General features: G+C 44.6%; 2 protein-coding genes. Both read right to left on the reverse strand.

The window, feature by feature from the left end; translation table 11 throughout:
• Positions 1-270: 270 nt before the first annotated feature.
• Positions 271-1,083 carry an indole-3-glycerol phosphate synthase TrpC gene (gene trpC / locus A3738_RS12695; protein ID WP_068501373.1) on the reverse strand — a complete coding sequence of 271 codons (813 nt, stop codon included), beginning with the start codon at positions 1,081-1,083 and terminating at the stop codon, positions 271-273.
• A 20-nt stretch (positions 1,084-1,103) separates the two neighbouring features.
• On the reverse strand, positions 1,104-2,141 hold the full coding sequence (gene trpD / locus A3738_RS12700; RefSeq protein ID WP_068763618.1) for an anthranilate phosphoribosyltransferase: 1,038 nt from the start codon (positions 2,139-2,141) through the stop codon (positions 1,104-1,106).
• Positions 2,142-2,145: the final 4 nt, after the last annotated feature.

Below are 2,145 nucleotides of genomic sequence, written 5' to 3' on the forward strand. Positions count from 1 at the left end.
AAATAGGGAAATTCGGTCCCCAAGTTTCAGCAAGCTTAAGAGTAATTGTTTCTGCTTTCGTTTCTACAACTGCTTGCTCTTGTGCTTGTTCGGCACATGCAATCAAGGTAACGAAACTAGCAACAAAAAGGGTTTTAATAAGCGTGGGTAGACCCAATACTTTCATGATAGCGTCCTTTTATTTTTGTTTGCGCAATAAGAAATTATCAGATGTTCGGAGGGATTTCACCCTCCGTAATAGGATTGTTCGTTAACTTGTAAAAATTGCCTTTAAAAAAACAATCTCGCCAACTCATCGCCAGGGTTTTCGGCTCGCATAAATGCTTCGCCAACCAAAAAGGTATTCACCTGATTTTTGCGCATATCCTGAACGTCATCCAATGTATGAATACCGCTTTCGGTCACAACAATTCTATTTTCTGGGATGCTTTCAAGTAACTGAAACGTGTTATCTAGGCTTACCTCAAAACTATGCAAATCGCGGTTATTAATGCCGATAAGCTTAGTATCAAGCGTAAGCGCAACGTCGAGTTCTTGTGCATTATGCACTTCGACCAATACATCTAAACCAAGCTCATGTGAGATACCTGAAAGTTCCTGCATCTGGTCTTTGGTTAAGCATGCAGCGATCAACAACACACAATCTGCATTTACAACGCGGCTCTCATAAATTTGATATGGAGACACCATAAAATCTTTGCGAATGACTGGTAGAGAGACTGCATTACGCGCAAGTTGTAAATAATCTTCATGCCCTTGGAAGAAGTCTCTATCTGTTAAAACAGATAAACAGGCAGCACCTGCATTGTCATAAGACTGCGCAATCTCAGCAGGTCGGAAGTCTTCTCGAATCACACCTTTACTTGGAGAAGCCTTCTTGATTTCTGCAATCACGGCTGACTGCTTAGATGCAAGCTTGGATTCAATCGATGCAACAAAGCCTCGACACTCTGGTTTATCAAGCGATTGTGCTTTTAGCTCGGTCAACACGAGCGCAGCACTGCGCTCCTCTACTTCTTCCCACTTACGCGCAACAATATTGCGCAGAATCGTTGGTGTGCTGTCATTCACTTTGCTGCTCATGTAACTTCTCGCTAATGCGTTTAATCTTCTTTAAATACTTGTGAGAAACTCGCTAACTCACTCATTTTGGCTAAGGCCAAACCACTTCCGATCGCGTCTTCAGCCATTGACACACCAGCCTTCAACGAATCTGCTAGACCAGACACGTATATCGCAGCAGCCGCATTGATCGTAATGATGTTACGCGCCTTCTGCGCGATATCGCCATCATCTTTGCCTAATGCTGACTTAATGAGAGCAAGACTTTGCTCCGCACTATCCACACTTAAATCAGTTAATGCTGCTTCTTGAATACCTAAGGCAACAGGTCGAATTTCATATTCAATAACTTCGCCATCTCGCAATTCTGCAACATGGGTATTAGCCGCAATAGAAATTTCATCAAGGCCGTCGTCAGAATGCACCACCATCACATGCTCACTGCCAAGGCGATTTAATACTTCCGCCATTGGACGGCAAAGTGCTTTCGAAAACACACCGATAATCTGGCGCTTTACACCAGCAGGATTTGTCATTGGCCCTAACATATTGAAAATCGTACGCATTGCTAATTCTTTGCGTGGGCCAATTGCATGACGCATCGCGCTATGGTGGGCTGGCGCAAACATAAATCCAACACCAATCTCTTGCACTGCGCGCGCAACTTGCTCAGGGCTTAAGCCCAAATTAACACCTGCAGCTTCAAGAAGATCAGCACTTCCGGTACTACTAGAAACACTACGATTACCATGCTTTGCAACGCTGCCCCCTGCGGCTGCAACTACAAAGGCAGATGCAGTCGATACGTTAAACAAATTAGAGCCATCACCACCAGTTCCACAGGTATCAACTAAGTGCTGAGCATCAACATTTACAGAGGCAGACAAATCACGCATCACTTGCGCTGCACCGGTAATTTCGTCAATCGACTCGCCCTTCATACGCAACGCAATCAATAGAGCACCAATCTGCGCATCGGTCGCTTCGCCCGTCATTACCGTCTGCATCACGACTTTCATATCTTCTGTTGCTAGGCTTTGCCCCTCAACAATCTGAGCAATTGCATCTTTAATATCCATGACT

The organism is Oleiphilus sp. HI0066 (assembly GCF_001635725.1).